Below are 19,472 nucleotides of genomic sequence, written 5' to 3' on the forward strand. Positions count from 1 at the left end.
TATGCTAAAATTAAGGCATACCGATATTAATAGAAAGTAGGAGTGGCATGGAGACGGAAAAACAATCTTTTTTCTCGACAAACTTTATCCGTTTTCTCGGAGGAACCAACTTATTATTCACTTTGATCGCATTGGTGCTGATCGGCTTGGTTATTTTCATATTCCGGGAAGTGTCGTTCATATTCGAACCGCTGCTCGTATTTTTGAGAACCATTTTATTGCCGGTCATATTGGCGCTGGTGCTGTATTATTTGCTGCGCCCGGTTCTTCGGATGCTGGAAGGTTTCCGGATACCGAGGATTTGGGGAATTGTCATCATATTTGTAGCATTGAGTGGGCTGACCGCTTTGCTGATCGTACTGGTGTTGCCGTTTTTGCGTGAGCAGACACAAAGGCTGATTTTGGAGTTTCCGGATTATTTTATGCAGTTATTGACAGATGTCGATGCATTCTTAAGAACTTCGTATGTTGGCGAGTACTATGTTAATTCGAGCCTGAATATCGAAGAGCTGCTCACTACGCTGCCTAGTACATTTAACGAAACATTCCAGACAACTGCAACAAGTCTGTTGTCTAGGCTGACTGAATTCATCAGCACAGTTACTGGCGTAGTTTTATCAATTATCATCGTGCCTTTTATCTTGTTCTATTTATTGAAAGATGGCGAGAAATTCCCTGCCTTTATCTTGAAGCTTTTGCCTCCGAGATTCCGTGAAGACACGAAATCAGTTTTCCGTGAAGCTGACCGGCAAATTGGCGCATATATACAAGGCAAAATTATCGTAGGGATTTTCATCGGTGTAATGGTGTATATCGGCTTCTTGATTATCAAGCTCGATTACGCATTGCTGTTCGGTTTCCTGGCTGGCGTCACCAGCATCGTTCCGTATATCGGACCGGCAATCGCCTTTGCACCAGCAGCCATTGTCGGGATTGTGATCTCGCCATTTATGCTGTTGAAGGTCGGCATTGTCTGGACCATCGTCCAGATTTTTGAAAGTAACTTGATTTCGCCGCAAGTTATGGGGAAAACGATGATCATTCATCCGATCACCATCATTTTCGTTTTGCTTACAGCAGGATCCCTATTCGGTATTGCTGGTGTCATTTTCGGTATTCCGGCTTATGCAATCATCAAAGTGCTGGTTGCCCATTTCTACAAATTATTCAAGCGCCGCTACAATAAACATGAAGTCAATTTGGACAATCATTACGATTACACCGAATTGCTGTAACGGTTTAAAGAAGTTTTTCTTGTGGTAAAGAAGGATTAGCAAATACTGGAGGGTGCCACTTTATGAATTTCAAACAATTCCTTAGTTCAATCGGTATTGGTTCTTTAAAAATCAATACGGTCGTGGAAAGGCCGCATTTAGAAGAAGGTGAAACCTTGAACGGCACGGTTTACTTTACCGGCGGAAACAGCGACCAGGAGATTGAATACATTGAGCTGAACGTTGTAAAACAAATAGAAGATTATCGCGAAGACAGCGATTTTGATGTAATTGAAAACATCGTCGCCAAACAGACATTGGAGTTTATCGGTTCAGTCAAATCAAAAGAAGCCGTCATGCACCAATTTGAAATTGTACCGGATGAACGCTGGATTTTGCAGAACCCTAAAGGGAAATTGATTCTACGGACGATTGTCCATGTCGATAAAGGCGTAGACATCCATGATGAAGACGAAATCTCTTATGGGTCAGAGCACAGCCTCTAGCATGAAGTAAAAAACAAAAGGCATTCAAATTGATCAACAATTTGAATGCCTTTTAAGTTTTTAGGAGCGTGATGAGCATGACAGCGAACAATAGAAGTTTGGCCAGAAGGATAGAAGCCATCAAAAGCAAGGGGACAAAGGAATACATCTTGAAACAGCAAGAATTCAATCCAGCTGCTGCCATGGAACATCTGCCCTTGCCAGGTAAAGGAGACATTTTCTGCACAGCCAACAGTTGTTTTGGCGTCGGCTTCGGCATGGACGGCGTTCTAGTGGAAAATGACTTGAACACGATTGAAGATTTTGCTCGAAAGAGAGAGAAAGTGGAGCATGTCGAGTTTGAGCTGACACCATTCTGCGATCCCTTGTTACTGGCTCTGCTTCAAGAACGGCGATATACACTCGACCATTTTTTGGCCGTCTGGGTGCTGGAACTTGAAAAATGGCAACCAGCTGAAAATCGGTTAACAGATGAAACCGTGGCGGTCACAGAAGTGTCGGGGGAAGATCTTTATGAATGGGCCTGGACTGTTGCTTTAGGCATTTCAAAAGACAGCACAGTGACTGAAGCCATGATGGAGTCGACACGGACATTTTTGGAAGTCTCCAATAATGCAGGCTTTCTGTTGAAAGAAAATGGTGAAAGTGCAGCTGGGGGAACATTGGCAATAGACAATTTGCTAGGAGAATTATTTCTAACCAGTACAGTGGAGGCATACAGGGGCAAGGGATACCAGAACCTGTTGATTCAAGAGCGGCTGCGCTATGCTAAATCAAAAGGCTGCAGCCATGTCACAGTAACGACTCAGCCGCAAACCACGTCCGCCCGAAATATGGAACGCAATGGCTTCCAACTGATGTACAACAAAGCGGTCGTGAAAAGCCCATCCATCCATTAATCAAGCATCTGCTAACAAAGCGGATGCTTTTATTTTGGTTTTCATTTATAAGTGTAAAAGAGATTTTCCATAATATATGTAGAAAACTACATAAGGGTAATTTAAAAAATCAAAAAAAGCAAACAAGAAAAAAAAAGCAAAAAAACAAAAAGCATTTAAACAAAAAGCATTTAAAGATGTCAAATCTAGATAAAAAAAGACAGAGCTCCCGGATTTGCCGAGAAGCTCTGCCGCATTGGCTGCTTGCCTGACGCCAGCAGTTTTATATTCGGTTCAACAGGACGCCGCCAGCGCAGCTGCCAGCCAGCACCAACAGAAACACCAAGGCCATCCAGACATCCAAACGGCTCACCTTAACCGGCTTATAATATGCCGTCCGCATTTCACCGGTGAAGCCGCGGGCCTCCATGGCGAACGCTGAGCGTTCCGCTTTTCGCACAGCGCCCGCAAGCATCGGAATGAGCAGCCTGCTCATCCCGAACATCCGCTGCAATAGACGCTTTTCCGCGTCTGCCCCACGCAGCCGGTGCGCTTGCTGGATCTGCGTGAACTCCTCTTTCATCACCGGCAAAAACTGGTAGCCAACCATGATGCCATAAGCCAGTTTTGGCGAAAGCTTCAATTGCTGCATCAGGCTCATAATAAATTTAACCGGATCAGTGGTGAAGGCAAACATCAGCGATAAAGTTGAAAATGCCATTACCCGGAAGGCCAGCGATAAAGCGGTGTCCAGTTGTTCGGCGGTTACCACGAGGGAGGCAAATGACCAAATCACTCTGCCGCCCGTGTCTGTCCCGAAGACAATTGCCGTCCATAAATAGCCGAATGCGCCAAGCATAAACGGCAGCATGAACAGAGCCCAAATTTTCCAATTGACCTTACTCATCAGTACTTGCATAACTAATACGGCAACCCAGAACAAGAGAGGAGTCCAAGGATTGAAGAAAAACGCAATCACCAGCATCGAAACCGCAACAATCAAGAATTTCACGGAAGGATTCATGTCATGCAAAAGATTTCGCATAGCGCTGGACTCCTTTCGGCGGCAAGAGGCGATGTTCAGCCAACAATTGGTCATCGTTCCAGACTTCGTCTGCTTTGAATTTTCCGGTTAATTGTCCATCTTTTATCAGCAGGACCGAATCAGCAACGCTAGCTGCAAACTCCATATCATGCGTTACGATGAAAATCGCCACCCCTTCACGGGCACGTTCAGTAATCAGCTCGAATAATTCCAATAGTGCCGCTGCATCCTGGCCTGAAGTCGGTTCATCCATTAAGAGGACCGGCCGTTTGTCAGCAAGCATGGCACCGATGGCGATACGCCTTTTTTGCCCGTGGCTGACTGAGAATGGGTGGGCATCTTTAATTTCTTTTAAGTTTAAGCGGGCCATCAGTTCTTCCAGTTCACTTGCTGATGAAACGCCGGAAAATGCCAGTTCCGCTGCCACAGTTTTCTCGAGAAACAGGTATTCCGGAGACTGCGGCACATAGCCGACCCCATCAGACTTCACCGTTCCGCCAGATAAAGCGTAAATTCCGCATAAAGCTTTCATCAATGTCGATTTCCCACTGCCATTCGGCCCGGCAATGACCGCCACTTCGCCCCGTTTTGTGCTAAACGATAGGGGCGATAGAAGCTCTTTGTCTTTCATCTTCACCGAGAGCTCGTTCGCTGTTAAAGCCGTTTCCGGAGCGGCTGCAAAAATCCGTCCAGGGAATAAAACCGGCTGCCGCATAACAAAATCGCTATCCTCAACGATTTTTCCACCAATGTCCATGGCAAGTTCCCGGTTGAAAAATGATCCCCATAAATCCAGCCGATGTTCGACAGCTATGATTGTCAAACCGAAGTTTTTTTGAAGCTCATCCAGCCATTCGATAAACTGTTTTGCCGTATAGGGATCGAGGTGGGAAATCGGCTCATCGAGCAGCAGCACTTCCGGTTCCATGATCAATGCACAAGCGGTTGCAACGCGCTGTTTCATGCCGCCGGACAGCGACTGAATCACGGAATGGCGCAGATGGGAAAGGCCGGTCAATTGCAAAACTTCTGCAATGCGCAGATCCATTTCGGCAAAAGGGGCATGCAGATTCTCCAATGTAAACGCCAATTCTTCTTCGACCGTCGGCATGCAGAACTGCGAATCCGGATCCTGGAAAACAGTGGCCACCCGGCGGTTGATCTCGCCGGGTGAGTAATCTTCCGCATTTTTGGCGAATAAGTGGATAGTGCCGCTGGCAATGCCGTCACAATTGAGCGGATACAAACGGTTCAGCAAATACAACAATGTGCTTTTTCCGCAGCCGCTCGGGCCGGAAATTACGACGCGTTCACCGCGTTCAATATGAAAGGAAATGCCGTTCAAGGTATTCGCTCTATCATCCGGAAAACGAAAACTCACATCTTGTAAGGAAAATACGCGGTTATGCACCCGCATCACCTTTATTCGCGCGGGCAATGGCGTAGCCGCGCAGTGAACCGGTCGCAAGCAAGCCATCCGTTAAATACTTGCCTCCGACACCGGCAATGATCATGCCGCTCAATACGCGAAGGGTGAACATCAATGCCACGAAAGAAGGATCGAGTGCTGCATAACCGGAGATGAAATAGCCGTAAACAAAACTGAATACCGCCGAACCGGCACCGGCCAGCATCAATACCGCTAAGTTGAAATGTTTGTAGCCGGTCACCGCAAAAGCCGCTTCCGCACCTAATCCTTGGATGATGCCGGATAACAGGAGGCGGGGACCGACTGCATTGCCGAGCAGCACTTCAATCGCAGCAGCCATCGATTCCGACAGCACTGCCGCACCGGGTTTGCGGATGATATACATGCAGATGATGGAAACGATAAACCAGATGCCGAACATCCATTCATAGGCAAGCGGGCCGATGATGCCGGCCCAAATATTCGAGATATGCACAAACAGCAAATAGACAATGCCAAAAACAATGGCAAACAGTGACATCAGCACAACTTCTTTCAGTTTCCACGATTTAAGCATTGGAGGCACCTCTATGGGAAGGGCTATTGATGCTCATCGACACAGTCATCACCAAGTGGCGGTGCTGTTCCGAGCGGGCATTGGTGAATGCTTCTTCGTAAAAAGCGAAAACATCATGGATATCGCCGTGGATGCCGCTCGCGTAATGCATGGACTCGTTAAAGACGCCTTGCTCTTTCGCGCGATCCACTTCACGGTAAATGACTGCCATATAGTCCGGGTTGTTCATCGGGTACAGCGCGAATTGAGACGACACATATTGTTTCGTCTCATCGGTATTCAGCAGCACATCGTCTTTGTCCAAATACACATCGCCCGCTGTATCTCCCGGACAGCCGATGGAGAACGTGCCGGACAGCGCGACATGCTCACCGGTTTTCGCGGCATGCAGCGTGAGCGCTTTCGCCACATTAAAAACATGGTTTTGCTTGCCGCGGATTACGGTCGAAACATCATCGGTGTGCATCCAGACATTCGCTGTATCTGTGTCGTTCAAAGCCCCTTTAATTACTCGGATAAAATCCCCTGTCATCGGATGCAAAGAAAAGCGAAATCCGACAATCGGGCTCGTGCCGCATTGCAATGGTTCCATAATAAATTCTCCTCCTTAAAAATTCGCACAAAAAAAGCTGCATCCGTGAAGATGCAGCCACTATTCCATGTCAATTAAATTTAAGAAAGATCCAATTGCGGAAAGTCACCGCACTTCCTCACGCCAGTATTACCTGGATCGAGTCATAAGGGATCGAAGCTTGCGCTTGCATCTCAGCCGAAAATCGGGCACCCCCAGTGCAGAAAACGGTATGCAGTTAGTTTGTGGCCGGGATTTGTCCCGATGGGTCTAGTGTAGCGGAAGGGATGGGGGATGTAAAGGAGTTTCAGATTTTGGTTTTTGCAGCCGGGCTATTTATGAATTTATACTGAAAATTTAGAAATCCTAAAATATTGTAACTATATAGTCACAAAGCTGAAGAAAATGTATTATTTTTTTAATATTCATGAAACTTTTACATCATTTTGGCGTATTATTAGGAAAGATAAATAATAAATTATAAGGGGGAATCAGTATGAGGAAACGGCTTATGAAGGCAGGAATTTAACTGATCTAAACCTATGGACAAGGAAGAAAAAATAAAAAAACAATTTCAAAAGCTGAAGATAGCAGCATTTACTTGTCCAGATTGCTTTGGGGGATTTTAAAGATAGAAGCTGGGAATGTAAACTCCGTGGGTACCAACGCTTAGTGGCTTAGGGGAAAGCTAATTAAAAAAACACTAAAAAATGGGAGTTTGTCATGAATACAATAGACTGGTTTGAAAGGTTGACTCATACATTAGAGACTTATCAAAAAAACAACAACGCTGATCCGCACCGGCTGCAATTCCACTTAATGCCCGCGGTGGGTTTGTTGAATGACCCAAATGGACTCATCCGTTATAAAGGCGCTTATCATGTATTCTTTCAATGGCATCCGTTTGGAACAATACATGGGCCTAAATGTTGGGGCCATTCCACATCCCAAGATCTCGTTTATTGGCAAGAGCACAAGCCTTCCCTTGTTCCAAGTGAATGGTATGAAAAGGATGGTTGCTTTTCAGGAAGTGCTGTTGAAGTTGATGGAGATATGGTGTTATTTTACACTGGAAACGTCGAGCATGAAAATGGATTGCGTGAAACCTATCAATGTATTGCCGTTTCCCATAACGGTTTTGATTTCGAGAAAAAAGGCCCTGTGATTTTGTTGCCAGAAGGTTACACGTCCCATTTCAGAGACCCGAAAGTATGGAAAAAAGACGATATGTGGTACATGGTTGTGGGTGCACAAACATTTTATCAAGAAGGGGCCGTTGTGCTTTTCGCTTCAACAGATTTGAATATATGGGAACTCAAAGGGACTTTAGCTGGAAATCGTCTAAATGGATTGATGAACTTCGGCTATATGTGGGAGTGTCCGGATTTTTTTGAACTTGATGGAAAAGATATCTTGATTGTTTCACCTCAGGGGCTGGAAGCGAAAGAAACCTTTTTCCACAATGTGTTTCAGTCAGGATATTTTATCGGGAAATGGAAAGTCGGAACAACTGAATTTCCGCACAGTGAATTTATTGAACTTGATCGGGGGTTTGATTTCTATGCCCCGCAAACATTTCAAGATGACCATGGGAGAAGGATCATGCTGGGATGGATGGGAATAACAGATGAACAGGAACCCCATCAACCAACAATTGAAAAAGGCTGGGTCCATGCATTGACGATTCCTCGGGAAATAGAGCTGAGAAATAACCGGATTATTCAAAAGCCGGTGCAAGAACTCCAAAAGTTGCGAGAACCTAAAAAATTCCATTGCCATACAAGCATCGAAAATGAAACAAAGACTTTGCCAGAACTGGCCGGTACAGTAAGTGAAATCAAAATCCACTTCCACCAAAATCTTGCCGATACAGTGAAAATAGAGATCCGTAAGAATCTGTCAATCGTGTATGTACCACACTTGAAGCTGTTGACGTTAGAGAGAAAGCGGTTCATCGATGGCAAAGTTGAAAGCCGAAGCTGTTCGTTGGACAAGCTTGAGGACCTTCATATCTTCCTGGACACAAGCTCTATTGAATTATTTGTCAATGGAGGGGAAGAAGTGTTTACGGCGCGATTTTTTGCCGAAGCACATGATATAGATGTTCTCCTTACAGCAGATGGGCATGTGGATGTAACTCTTGAAAAGTGGAATTTGCGGAATCCGAAAGAGCTTTGAATCATTCCAAGATAAAGGTGCAAAGATTAACGCTATTGCATTATCGACATTTTTCAAACTAGGTGCAGAGCTATTGGCCAAAGTTGCTTCGGCCGATGGCTTTGCTCCATATTTTTTATAAGACCCAGAAGAAAGAGCGGAAGCCGTGTCTGCCTAAAGGGGCTTGTTCAGCTCGTTTCAGTTTTCATTATTTGTTCCACTAAACTTTTAGGCAGCTTACATAAAAGGGGGAGTTTAATATGTTTGACGTCGTCGCTCTTGGTGAACTCTTGATTGATTTTACACCAGCCGGAAAATCTGCAAATGGAAATACCTTGTTTGAAACGAACCCTGGCGGAGCACCTGCTAATGTTCTCGCAACGTTGGCCAAATTCAATGCGAGGACCGCCTTTATAGGAAAAGTGGGGGATGACCAATTCGGCTCTTTTTTAGGAGAAACGCTAAAAAAAGGAAAAATCGATACACAAGGCTTAATTTATTCAAAAGATGTAAATACGACATTGGCGTTTGTCCATTTAAAGGATGACGGCGATCGCTCTTTTCATTTTTACCGTTCTCCTGGAGCCGATATCATGCTGGATGAACAGGAAGTCGATCTTGCACTGGTTCAAAATGCAAAGGTTTTTCATTTTGGTTCTCTTTCGATGACGCATGAACCGGCAAAAACGGCAACATTGAAGGCGGTAAAAGCGGCACAAGAAAAAGATGTTTTGATTTCTTATGATCCTAACCTGCGGCCGGCACTTTGGGATAGTTTAAGCCATGCAAAAGAAACAATCATTGAAGGGATGCAGTATGCGGATATACTAAAAATCTCTGATGAAGAGCTGGAATTTATAACGGACATTCGGGGTCTTGAAGAAGGGTCCAAATTTTTGTTTGAGAGATTCGGACTGAAAATTGCCTTAATCACATTAGGTTCAAAAGGCTGTTTTTATCGATTCGGCACAGAGACCGGACACGTAAGCGGATTCCACGTAAATGCCATCGATACCACGGGAGCAGGAGACCTGTTTTTGGGAGCTTTTCTGTATCAATTTATTGAGAAAGAGGCCCCTTGGGATTTAGTCCAAGCAGAAGACCTTGAAAAAATGATTTTATTCGCTAACGCGGCTGCGGCTTTGGGAACAACTAAAAAAGGTGCGATTCCTGCCATTCCTGACTTTCACGCAGTGAATAAATTGATTGATGGAAGAACATGAACAGCCGGAAGCGGAATGGGATTGTGCAAGAAAATTGTGTGAACTTAAATTCAATATCGCCCTGAAAAACCGCAATGATTCGGATTGCGGTTTTTGTATTTTTATCTGGAAAACAAGCTGCCTTCGGGAACAATTAATAGTTAAGGATAAGTTGAAGACATTCGAGTGAGGAATATTTTTAGGGATTTCTGCTACGGTGAGGATATTTTAATCGGCAAAAAAAAAACGCCCCGAAGGACGTTTTCCTGATCAGCGATTGCGCAATTTCGACAGTAAGCGAAGAATTTCAAGATACAGCCAAACCAATGTCACCAGCAGACCGAAAGCGCCGTACCATTCAAAGTATTTCGGGACACGTCTTTCGGATGCATTTTCAATAAAATCAAAGTCCAGCACCAGATTAAGAGCGGCGATAATGACAATGACAACAGAAATTGCAATGCCTATCGGCGATGCATCATGCAGGTAAGGAATTTGAAAACCGAAAAAACTGCCGATGAATGAAATCAGGTAGACGATGAAAATCGCACCTGTAGCAGCGACGACGCCCAATCTGAAATTCTGCGTCACTTTGATGAACCCGGATTTATAAGCGAGCAGTAAACTCAGCAGCACACCGATTGTCAGAAGGACCGCCTGGAAGACGATGCCGCCGTATTGGACTTCGTACTGCGCAGATACCGCGCCAAGAAACAACCCTTCCAATAAAGCATAGAGAGGTGCTGTGAAAGGCGACACTTTCGGTACAAAAATCGTGATTAAAGCTACAATCAGTCCGCCGATGGCTCCCACCAGGATTAGCGGCATTGCGCTATTTGGATTGCTGAGGAACTGATTCCAGGAATAGACGGACGTAGCCAGCAATAAAAGCATTAGGATTAAGGTCTTATTTACAGTGCCTTGGATGGTCATTTGCTTGCCTGCTACAGCTCCGTCGAATTTTTTGAACGACTCATCATTTAAACTCGGGTTTCCACTTCTCAATTGTCTCACCTCTTTTATTAGTTAAAGCAGCTTCAATTATCTCCTCTACATTCTAAGGGACAAAATCGGTTAAATATAAGTTCAATTCTTTGAAAATGCTTCATCTTGTACTACGTTTAGGCGAGCGGAAAGTTTCAATGAATCATGATGAAGCGCATATTTTTTTGCTTTTACGTGGAAACGGGACATGGTTTGGAGAAAATAATGCGGTGCGGAAAGTATTCTCGATCGGAAGGAAAGTAAACGAGATCGGAAGGAAAGTATTTTCACCTGTAAGGAAAGTAAAACCGTTCTCTGGAATGATTTTTCTCTCCTTTACCTAATAAATTACAGTAAGAAGAAGCAGTTTGGCAATGAACAGCGGCCAGGCGAATGATGATTCGAACAGGATAAAGATTTGAATAACTGGCAATGCATAGATACAAATACCTCTTTAAAAAAACGCTTTAATAATTCTTTTACAATAAAATAATCATTTGCCCTATTGTGTATCTTTTCAAGCATTGGTATCATGAAAAACGATGCAAGTTTAGTGTAAATGTAAATTTTATCTTATTTTATTTTCCTTAAAATCAAAATCATGTCCAATATGCATGAAATATAATAAAGAATTAAGTTGTTTAGTATTTATTCGGGAGGAACACCATGCGCTTTCAGGGGATCAGTTTAGAAGAACTAGAAGAATTGGAGCAAGAACTGCTGAGCGTTGGGGAAACCAGGCTTGGCAGTTTAAGTTATTCCAAGATAGAAGTATACGATGCCATGCACAGCCAATTAGAAAGACTCGTGCTAGAGGATGAAGATTATCGCACTTATTATACCTTCATCAAGAAAAAACTAGTGTCTTATTTATTGCGCTACGGCATGCACTCGTACACTGGCCATCAAACCATCTATGAGGATACGGAAAATGTTCTGAAACAAGTTCTTTCTTACGATCCCCAAAATCCGATTGCGGCATACCGTCTCGGCTTTTTAGCTTACCGTTCAGGTATCCATAGCGAAGCGGTCATGTATCTCCAGCAGGCATTGAGCAGCCAGACTTATTATACCGATGATCGATTTTTGCTGAATGCTGAACAAATCAGCCGAGCCGTGCTGTATGTGACGAACAGCGCTCTTCATACAGCTATCCAAGGAGAGGTTCCGTCTTGCAATATGGTGGATCGTTCCAGCAATACATCGTTGTCGACGCAGCTTTGCTATAATGACGGCATGCTCATGAGCCATGCTTATCGGATCGTAACCCCGTTCGGTGCGGTGCTATGCTCGGAAGAAGAAAGTAATGAACAACAGATGAAAGATGTCATCTCGCTTAAATTCAATAAATTCGGTGCTACGCTGACTTATAACGGCATCACGGAACAGCTGTCTCGTATCCATGCCAATGTGCTGCGCTACCTGCTGGTGAAAACGCGGCGCGGCGAAGCGGCGACTCCGTGGTCATTGAAAGACTATTTCCTGTTTACCCATGTTATCACAGGCGTTCCGGAAGAAACGTTTTTGTTAATAGTTTCGGAAGTGAAGCGGATCATGGCTGAAATGGAAATTCCAGCTGCGATTCAAGTGTCAAAGACCGGGAAACAAGGGTTTTATTTTGACGGCTCTTCGCCGTTCGTAGTGATCGACCGGGTAGACGAAGAAATGTCTCTTTAAGATTCAAATTGATATTATTATTAGATTATTTTTAAAAAAGGTTTGACAGTTTTCAAAATCTTTAATACTATTAGAAACATGTTAAAAACAATTGCATATGGAACATTATCAAGAGAGACCGAGGGACAGGCCCGATGACGTCCAGCAACCTACAGAGCGATCTGAGAAGGTGCTAATTCCTGCAGAATGATTTCATTCTGAGAGATAAGCCAAATCCATTCGGTGCCTCTTTCTAAATGAAAGAGGCATTTTTTATTGGCAAAAAAAGGAGGGACACCATGATAAGCATCACGAATCTTTCAAAAGACTATCAAACGAAAAAAGGGACGGTTACCGGCGTCGATAACGTCACGCTGACCATCAACGAAGGCGAGGTATTCGGGATTGTCGGTTACTCTGGGGCCGGGAAAAGCTCCTTGCTGCGCTGTATGAACTTGCTGGAACGCCCGACAAGCGGCGAAATCCATGTCGATGGCGTTGATTTGACCAAGCTGAAAGGTAAAAAGCTGCGGCAGGCAAGGTTGAAGATCGGAATGATCTTTCAGCATTTCTACTTGATCAGCCAAAAAACGGTGGCTGAAAATATCGCCTTTGCGTTAAAAGCGGCCAAATTGCCGAAAGAAGCAATCGCGAAACGCGTCGATGAACTGCTTGAGATGGTGGGCCTGACCGACAAGAAAGATGTTTATCCAGCGCAATTGAGCGGCGGCCAGAAGCAGCGTGTCGGCATTGCCCGGGCCCTTGCGAATAATCCTTCCGTGCTGTTATGCGATGAAGCGACGTCCGCCCTTGACCCGAATACAACGCTTTCCATTTTGCGGCTGTTGAAAAAGATCAACCGGGAGCTGAACATTACCATCGTATTAATCACGCATGAGATGAACGTGGTGAAGGAAATTTGCGACCGCATGGCGGTTATGCAGGAAGGCCGAGTCATTGAAGAAGGCGAAGTCTACGAGCTGTTCTCCGATCCGAAAGCCGAACTGACGAAGGAATTTATCTCATCCGTCGTATCGTTCGATGTGCCGCTGCCGATTCTTGCAGCATGCACCGGCCGCGTCATCAAAGTGCAGTTTAAAGGGGCAGTCGCCGGAGAAGGCATCATCACCGACACGGTCCAGCATTTTGATGTCAAAGGGAATTTCCTGCATGGCTCAATCGAATACATACAAGAAAAGCCGCTCGGGCTGTTTTTGATGGAAATCCAGGGAAGACCGGATAATATCCACCGGGCCATCACTTATATGGAGGGCCGGGGAGCCAATGTGGAGGTGATTTTAAATGGGATTTGATTTTCAGCATATGATGGAATTATGGCCGGACATCTCAAAAGCGTTCGGCGAGACATTATATATGATCGGTGTGTCACTCGCCATTGCCATTGTCATCGGCTTGCCGCTCGGCATTGTTTTGTTTGTCACAGACAAAGGGCTGTTTTTGCAAAACCGGTTCATCAAATCCGTATTAGGCTTCATCGTCAATATGATCCGGTCGATTCCGTTTATCATTTTGCTCGTCGCTTTGATTCCACTGACGAAACTATTGGTGGATTCCACCATCGGGCCAGCAGCGGCAAGCGTGTCCTTGTCGGTTGCAGCGATTCCGTTTTTCGCCCGCATCGTCGAAACGTCGCTGCGCGAAATCGATAAAGGCGTCATCGAAGCTGCAGTGGCTGTCGGTGCCACACCGTGGATGATCATCAAAGATGTGCTGCTGCCGGAAGCGAAAGCCGGCATTGTCCAAGGGATCACCATCACCATCATTTCACTCGTCGCCTATTCCGCAATGGCGGGAGTGGTCGGCGGGGGCGGCATCGGCGACTTGGCGATCCGTTTCGGCTATTACCGCTACGACAACACAATCATGATCGTCACCGTAGTCATTTTAATTGTGCTCGTCCAAATCCTTCAGCAACTGGGAGACTGGACGTCCAAAGCAATAGACAAACGATAAAAAAGGGAGAGAAACTTACATGAAAAAATTCTTATTGCCAGCTATCCTACTCGTATTATTGACATTGCTTGCTGCATGCGGCGGGGAAGAATCCAGCGCCGACAGCAAATCCATCAAACTGGGCGGTACAGCCGGACCGTACAGCGATATGCTGAACCAGGCATTCAAACCAGCCCTTGAAGAAAAAGGCTACACCGTGGAAATCGTTGAATTCAGCGATTACATCCAGCCGAATAACGCTTTGGACAACGGCGACTTGGACGCCAACTTGTTCCAGCACTCGATTTACTTGGAAAACTTCTCGAAAGAAAACGGCATGGATTTGACTGGCCTGATTACAGTGCCGACAGCTCCAATGGGTATTTATTCGAATAAATTCGATTCGATTGAAGAAATTACAGACGGAGCGACCATTGCCATTCCGAATGATCCGGTCAATGCTGCCCGGACGTTCCTAGTATTGCAGGATCATGACTTGATCACGTTGGACCCGGATGCCGAAGAGCTGACCGTTTCTGAAAAAGACATCCAAACCAACACAAAAAATCTGGTGTTCCAGCCGATCGAGGCAGGCGGACTGCCGCGTGCTGTTGAAAGCTCAGACTTGGCAGCCGTTCCAGGGAACTTTGCATTGGCCGCTGACATGAACCTGCTTGATGCATTGGTGCTTGAAAATATGCCGGACCAGTACCGCAACTTGGTAGCGGTTAAAACGGAAAACAAAGACACCCAGCTTTCAAAAGACTTGGTGGAAATCGTGGAATCACCTGAATTCGAAGCATTGATCGATTCAGATTTTGAAGGATTCGGCAAGCCGGAATGGATGGCAAACCGCTAAGAAAGGGAGATTGTTGTGGATGACATTATCGTAAAAGGAGCGCCGGCTGAATATGTCTGCAATACCCATGTCCTCAGCGGGCTCGAAGAAAAATTGCTGGCAAGAAATATCAAGAAGGTCTTGATTTTGACTGGTACCAAGTCCTGGGAAGCTTTGCGCCCGTTCTTTCCGGAACTCGACAAAGTGGAAGTGGCATATGAAATTTACCAAGGACAGTGTTCGCTGACTGAAATCAACCGCGTTTCCGGAATTGCGAAAGCATTAGGAGCCGATGCCATTATCGGAGCGGGCGGCGGCAAAGTGCTCGACATCGCAAAAGCCGTCGCCCATGAAAATAGCATTAAATCGGTGCTGATTCCGACACTGGCATCGAACTGTGCGCCGTGGACTCCTTTAAGCGTCATCTATACGGATGAAGGGACGATGACCCATTACACCATCTTTCCGGGAAGTGTCGATTTGCTGCTGGTCGAACCGAGGGTATTAATCGGCGCACCGGTTCCGATGCTCGTCGCTGGCATCGGCGACACCGTTGCGAAATGGTACGAAGCGGATGTTCAGATCAGCCGTTTTGAAGACCCGCCAATCGCTTTGAAAATCGCTCACTACACCGCCAAATTATGTGCCGACGAAATGTTCCAGAATGCAGAATCGGCCATTGCTGACGCCAAACAAAGAAAATTATCAGATGCATTCATTAAAGTGGCCGAAACCATCATTATGCTGGGTGGCATGGTCGGCGGCTTCGGAGACAAATACGGCCGTGTGGCGGGGGCCCATGCCATTCACAATGCTATGACCATCGCACCTGAATCCCATCAGGCGCTGCATGGCGACAAAGTGGCATATGGCGTATTGGTGCAATTGCTGCTCGAAGGGAAAACGGATGAAGTGGAGCGGCTAAAAGAATTCTATCAAACAATCGGCTTGCCCGCTTCACTGGAAGAAGTCGGGATTCCGAGACGGTGGATTGAAGAAATCGCGGTACAGTCGACGCGAGAAGGTGAAACGATCCATGTGTTGAGGAAAGAACCGATTCGTGCAGATGAAGTTGCTGCAGTGATGAAGGAAATTGAAGGGATTGTCACCGCATATTAAACACGGTTTAATAATGTAGCAGATTTAAAATTGAACTTTTTAGTTTAAATTGCCAGTGCGAAGATCTGGTTTATACTGTTCTTAAATGTCTATATAAAATTGTGAACGTTCGTAAAGTGTTTTAGGACCTTTACGAACGTTCTTTTTTGTGGTTTTCTAGAGAGTTTAGTAGCGTTCGTAAATGTGTACTTTTACGAACGGTTTTAATCATTCAGCGATAGGTGTAAAAAAGCAGCAGTGTAAATTCAAAATTTGCACTGCTGCTTCAAATAAGGAAAAATCACTTTATAGATTTGTAGTTGTTTCTTTGGGGGCGCGATGTTCAAGTGAAATTAAAGTGGAATTTGTCCATTCTCATGTAAAGGATTTTTGTCAGTTGCTCCGCCATATATTGGGGGGACTGTTGAAACTCATCTTTAATCCAGTGCTTGATCATCCCGAGCACGGCATAAGCCTGGTAGCTGGTGTAAATATTTTGATCGATTAAAGAATCATCGTTCTCTTTAAAAAGATTTGCAGTTGCATTTTCCAAAAATCCTTTAAGAATTTTGATGAATTCGTTTTGGAAATTTAAACTGTTTTCATTCGTCAGCAGTGCTTGATAATAGTATCGGTATTGATGGACATGTTCAAACAGTGTCAGAGTGGATGGTAAAACTGAATCGTTAATCTGGAATTCAGAACCGCTCTCGTAAGGAGATTTCATCGAAGCAATTAAATCATGAGCTGATCTTTTAACCACTTCCTCGAGAATTTCTTCTTTCTTATAATAGTGATAATAGTAAGTACTGCGATTCACACGCGCCTGATGCGTGATATCCGATATGGTGATTGTTTCAAATGGCTTTTGGAGCATCAAAGTAACCAGCGCTTTTCGGATTTTCGACTTTGCACTAATACGTCGGCTTTGCATTCAACCATTCACCTGCACTTTCTTGGCCTTTAGCGCAAACCAACAAATTCTTGCTGATTTGTTGGTTGAGCCTTTCTGTCATTATATTAGACTGAGGGATAAGGGCAAAGTTAAAACACTTTCAGAATTTTGAAAGCTTAACCATTATGAGGAGGAATTAATATGTCAAGATTAGAAGGAAAAGTTATTTTGATTACTGGCGGCGCTCGCGGTATGGGAGAAACAGGCGTACGCAGATTGGCAGCTGAAGGAGCGAAAGTGGTATTCACGGATATTTCCGAAGAAGCCGGCAAACAACTGGAAAGTCAATTCAGCGAAAACGTTAGCTTCTTCAAACAGGATGTAGCCAACGAACAGGATTGGAAAGAAGTCATCCAGCACACTGAAGACACATTCGGTCCATTGGATGTATTGGTCAATAACGCGGGGATCGACTTGCCGGCCGAAGAAATCGAAAAAGTGGATGTCGCTTCTTATCAAAAAGTCATCGATGTCAACCAACTTTCGGTCTTCCTGGGCATGAAACATGCAACAACTTCCATGCGGAAAAATGGTGGGGGCTCAATCGTCAATATTTCGTCGTTGGCTGGCATCATTGGCGCTCCACAAAAAATTGCTTACACGGCTTCCAAATTCGCTGTGCGCGGAATGACAAAAGCAGCTGCTTTGGAACTTGGACAATACGGCATCCGCGTCAACTCGGTACATCCCGGCTATATCAAAACGCCGATGACAGAGGGGCTTCTCACACCCGAAATCGAAGCAAGTTTCCCGCTGCGTCGTGCAGGCGAACCCGAAGAAGTGACGAATATGGTCGTCTACCTCGCTTCAGATGAATCCAGTTATTCAACTGGAGCCGAGTTCGTCATTGACGGAGGATCGGGAGCCCAATAACACACAAGATGAAGTTAAACAGAGCTATCCCAACAGGTCATAAAAATAACCTGTTGGGATAGCTTTTCTTATTTCTGCAATTTACCTGCTACGAGTCCTCCATCAACTGGTGAAATGACACTATTGATCTGTTTTGCCAAATCGGAACACAGGAATAATACGGCATTTGCCTGATGTTTAGTGCCATTGAATCTCGCTTTCCAAGGAGCATGGCTATTCTGGCTTTTTTGGTCTTTTTCCTTTATCTATATTAACTAAGCAGAGGGCAATATACCTTTTGCTCAGTTATTATTGTTATGTTTTAGTTAACATATGATGACTTATCAGAAGAAGCTTGAATAAAAAAGAGGGAGAGAGGATGCTGAAAAACAGCTCTTCTCTCCCTTTGGTTCGTAAAAGCGTACTTTTACGAACGCTTATTATAAGCGAGCAGAAATGAGATATACAATTTACTATATTTAGAATATACTTACTTTATTTTTCAAATGAGGTGAATGGAATGTTTTATCCAAATGTTCGAAGTAATTAGTTCTCGGGCTGGAAAAAACGCGTACCAGCTGTAAAGGGGGTAGTGCGCCTATTTCAGCAGAGAAGCTAGACTTGGAACGAAATCGATGAGCATTTTTACATTTGAAAGGTGGAGCTATTAATGAATGAGACCGAATACAGAAAATTTTATGAGAATGTTGGAAATTTAAACGGATGGGACTTCAGCCAATTACAAGTCTTAAGTGATGTTCCGGAATGGGATTTTTATGATGAAGTGAAAAAAAGATCTCAAAAAACGGATGTTCTTTTGGATATTGGGACAGGTGGGGGAGAAAATGTCTTAACGATCGCTTCTTCGATGCTTTTGACGGTTGGCATTGATTTATCGCATGGAATGATTAAAACAGCAAAAGAAAACATAGAAAAATCTAGTATACCGAATGTGAAATTTTTTCATATGTCTTCAGAAAAATTAACATTTCCTGAAGGGTTCTTTGACATTGTAGCGAGTCGTCATGCGCCATTCAATGCAGGCGAAGTGGCCAACGTATTAAAAGCAGGAGGCACGTTCTTAACCCAGCAAGTGAGTGAAGCTGATAAACTGAATATCAAAACTACATTTGAACGAGGACAATCCTTTGAGGAAGTTGATGGCACTTCTAAAGAAAGATACGTGCATGAACTAAAAAAATACGGGTTTTCTAGTGTACAAACTTATGAATACAACATTATGGAATATTATCAAAGACCCGAAGATTTAATCTTCTTGCTGCAGCACACGCCGATCATTCCGAACTTTGGGGAAGAACAAGAGGATTTCTCTCATTTAAATACTTTTATTGAAAACAATCGGACCGAAAAAGGAATTTGTACAAATTCGAAACGATTTTTGATTGTGGCGAAAAAATAATGTCTTCCTAAAAATATAAAACAAGCGAAACCATCTATTCTAAGATGGTTTCTTTTCAATATAAGTGTACTTTTACGAATGGTTTTTATTTAATTTTTCTTTTTACTCGTGAAAAATTCCTAAATGGTATTTATGGTAAACTTTGTATAAGTAAATTT

General features: G+C 44.3%; 18 protein-coding genes and 2 riboswitches. Of the genes, 12 read left to right on the forward strand and 6 right to left on the reverse strand.

What is annotated here, in order from left to right; genetic code table 11:
- Positions 1 to 47 precede the first annotated feature (47 nt).
- From AC3AQ9_RS02840 to AC3AQ9_RS02850, 3 genes are all read left to right on the forward strand, one after another.
- Positions 48 to 1,235: an AI-2E family transporter gene (locus tag AC3AQ9_RS02840; RefSeq protein ID WP_488305936.1), complete on the forward strand. Its 1,188-nt coding sequence runs from the start codon at positions 48 to 50 to the stop codon at positions 1,233 to 1,235.
- A 62-nt stretch (positions 1,236 to 1,297) separates the two neighbouring features.
- The gene (locus AC3AQ9_RS02845; RefSeq protein WP_488305937.1) at positions 1,298 to 1,720 is read left to right on the forward strand and encodes a sporulation protein; all 423 of its coding nucleotides are present in this window, start codon (positions 1,298 to 1,300) and stop codon (positions 1,718 to 1,720) included.
- A gap of 77 nt (positions 1,721 to 1,797) precedes the next feature.
- The gene (locus AC3AQ9_RS02850) at positions 1,798 to 2,619 is read left to right on the forward strand and encodes a GNAT family N-acetyltransferase (protein ID WP_488305938.1); all 822 of its coding nucleotides are present in this window, start codon (positions 1,798 to 1,800) and stop codon (positions 2,617 to 2,619) included.
- 262 nt (positions 2,620 to 2,881) lie between these two features.
- Here the strand turns inward: AC3AQ9_RS02850 and AC3AQ9_RS02855 are convergent, their stop codons facing one another.
- From AC3AQ9_RS02855 to AC3AQ9_RS02870, 4 genes are read right to left on the reverse strand one after another with little or no spacing between them, the layout of a single operon-like run.
- Entirely contained in the window at positions 2,882 to 3,643 is a 762-nt protein-coding gene (locus tag AC3AQ9_RS02855) for an energy-coupling factor transporter transmembrane component T family protein (protein ID WP_488305939.1), read from the reverse strand.
- Positions 3,624 to 5,054, reverse strand: a complete 1,431-nt coding sequence (locus AC3AQ9_RS02860; RefSeq protein ID WP_488305940.1) for an ABC transporter ATP-binding protein — start codon at positions 5,052 to 5,054, stop codon at positions 3,624 to 3,626. Before AC3AQ9_RS02860 ends, AC3AQ9_RS02855 begins: the two co-directional genes overlap by 20 nt.
- A complete protein-coding gene (locus tag AC3AQ9_RS02865; protein ID WP_488305941.1) occupies positions 5,047 to 5,628 on the reverse strand; it encodes an ECF transporter S component in 582 nt (193 codons plus the stop codon). The genes AC3AQ9_RS02860 and AC3AQ9_RS02865 overlap by 8 nt, the downstream gene beginning before the upstream one ends.
- On the reverse strand, positions 5,621 to 6,220 hold the full coding sequence (locus tag AC3AQ9_RS02870) for a YkoF family thiamine/hydroxymethylpyrimidine-binding protein (RefSeq protein WP_488305942.1): 600 nt from the start codon (positions 6,218 to 6,220) through the stop codon (positions 5,621 to 5,623). The genes AC3AQ9_RS02865 and AC3AQ9_RS02870 overlap by 8 nt, the downstream gene beginning before the upstream one ends.
- A 98-nt stretch (positions 6,221 to 6,318) precedes the next feature.
- Positions 6,319 to 6,426: riboswitch (TPP riboswitch) on the reverse strand.
- Between the two features lie 496 nt (positions 6,427 to 6,922).
- Between AC3AQ9_RS02870 and AC3AQ9_RS02875 the strand changes: the two genes are divergently transcribed.
- Positions 6,923 to 8,377 carry a glycoside hydrolase family 32 protein gene (locus tag AC3AQ9_RS02875; protein WP_488305943.1) on the forward strand — a complete coding sequence of 485 codons (1,455 nt, stop codon included), beginning with the start codon at positions 6,923 to 6,925 and terminating at the stop codon, positions 8,375 to 8,377.
- 239 nt (positions 8,378 to 8,616) lie between these two features.
- Entirely contained in the window at positions 8,617 to 9,579 is a 963-nt protein-coding gene (locus AC3AQ9_RS02880; protein WP_488305944.1) for a PfkB family carbohydrate kinase, read from the forward strand.
- A 249-nt stretch (positions 9,580 to 9,828) separates the two neighbouring features.
- Here AC3AQ9_RS02880 and AC3AQ9_RS02885 read toward each other — a convergent pair whose 3' ends face one another.
- Complete coding sequence (locus tag AC3AQ9_RS02885; protein WP_488305945.1) at positions 9,829 to 10,563, reverse strand: Bax inhibitor-1/YccA family protein; 735 nt, start codon at positions 10,561 to 10,563, stop codon at positions 9,829 to 9,831.
- A 645-nt stretch (positions 10,564 to 11,208) separates the two neighbouring features.
- Here AC3AQ9_RS02885 and AC3AQ9_RS02890 point away from each other — a divergent pair.
- The 5 genes from AC3AQ9_RS02890 to AC3AQ9_RS02910 all read left to right on the forward strand — a co-directional run bounded on the left by AC3AQ9_RS02890 (position 11,209) and on the right by AC3AQ9_RS02910 (position 16,108).
- Positions 11,209 to 12,219, forward strand: a complete 1,011-nt coding sequence (locus AC3AQ9_RS02890; protein ID WP_488305946.1) for a tetratricopeptide repeat protein — start codon at positions 11,209 to 11,211, stop codon at positions 12,217 to 12,219.
- A gap of 102 nt (positions 12,220 to 12,321) precedes the next feature.
- Positions 12,322 to 12,430, forward strand: a riboswitch (SAM riboswitch).
- A gap of 67 nt (positions 12,431 to 12,497) precedes the next feature.
- Complete coding sequence (locus AC3AQ9_RS02895) at positions 12,498 to 13,511, forward strand: methionine ABC transporter ATP-binding protein (protein WP_488305947.1); 1,014 nt, start codon at positions 12,498 to 12,500, stop codon at positions 13,509 to 13,511.
- The gene (locus tag AC3AQ9_RS02900) at positions 13,501 to 14,172 is read left to right on the forward strand and encodes a methionine ABC transporter permease (RefSeq protein ID WP_488305948.1); all 672 of its coding nucleotides are present in this window, start codon (positions 13,501 to 13,503) and stop codon (positions 14,170 to 14,172) included. The genes AC3AQ9_RS02895 and AC3AQ9_RS02900 overlap by 11 nt, the downstream gene beginning before the upstream one ends.
- A gap of 19 nt (positions 14,173 to 14,191) precedes the next feature.
- The gene (locus AC3AQ9_RS02905; RefSeq protein WP_488305949.1) at positions 14,192 to 15,010 is read left to right on the forward strand and encodes a MetQ/NlpA family ABC transporter substrate-binding protein; all 819 of its coding nucleotides are present in this window, start codon (positions 14,192 to 14,194) and stop codon (positions 15,008 to 15,010) included.
- Between the two features lie 15 nt (positions 15,011 to 15,025).
- Positions 15,026 to 16,108, forward strand: a complete 1,083-nt coding sequence (locus AC3AQ9_RS02910) for an iron-containing alcohol dehydrogenase family protein (protein WP_488305950.1) — start codon at positions 15,026 to 15,028, stop codon at positions 16,106 to 16,108.
- Between the two features lie 322 nt (positions 16,109 to 16,430).
- Here AC3AQ9_RS02910 and AC3AQ9_RS02915 read toward each other — a convergent pair whose 3' ends face one another.
- Entirely contained in the window at positions 16,431 to 17,021 is a 591-nt protein-coding gene (locus tag AC3AQ9_RS02915) for a TetR/AcrR family transcriptional regulator (protein WP_488305951.1), read from the reverse strand.
- 162 nt (positions 17,022 to 17,183) lie between these two features.
- Here AC3AQ9_RS02915 and AC3AQ9_RS02920 point away from each other — a divergent pair, with 162 nt between their 5' ends.
- Positions 17,184 to 17,915, forward strand: coding sequence for a glucose 1-dehydrogenase (locus AC3AQ9_RS02920; protein WP_488305952.1), 732 nt, complete (start codon positions 17,184 to 17,186; stop codon positions 17,913 to 17,915).
- 649 nt (positions 17,916 to 18,564) lie between these two features.
- Entirely contained in the window at positions 18,565 to 19,314 is a 750-nt protein-coding gene (locus tag AC3AQ9_RS02925) for a class I SAM-dependent methyltransferase (protein ID WP_488305953.1), read from the forward strand.
- Positions 19,315 to 19,472: the final 158 nt, after the last annotated feature.

Source organism: Planococcus sp. VCh962 (assembly GCF_057748275.1).